The sequence below is a fragment of the Clostridium nigeriense genome, assembly GCF_050585245.1.
Taxonomy (GTDB): domain Bacteria; phylum Bacillota; class Clostridia; order Clostridiales; family Clostridiaceae; genus Clostridium; species Clostridium nigeriense_A.
The window spans coordinates 256-522 of record NZ_JBNOOF010000044.1; the positions used below are offsets into that span (position 1 = coordinate 256).

The window sequence follows — 267 nt, forward strand, 5'->3', positions numbered from 1 at the left end:
TTATAGGCTGCTTTGCCTATCTTTAATTTTCAATTTAGTATATGCGTAATTCGGGTACTTTATGGGTGATAGCAGGCATCATGTTATTGCTCGATTGGTATGTATTTCAAGCGGTTAAAACAGTAACCCAGCCGTTGGGAGAAAAATGGCGGATGCTTATTCATGGGGCTTTCTGGGTTATTTCCGCCCTTACTTTAGTGTCTATCCTTTGCTTCCCTTTTATTCCTGCTTTACAACAATCGAAAATTTTCCGCAATTATGTATTCG

The 267-nt window shown here is 39.0% G+C and carries 1 protein-coding gene; it reads left to right on the plus strand.

Features of this window, described 5'->3' with window-relative positions:
• Positions 1–41: 41 nt before the first annotated feature.
• Positions 42–267: hypothetical protein (locus ACQPUY_RS17755; protein ID WP_430843386.1), on the plus strand; the 226-nt coding region annotated here is incomplete at its 3' end.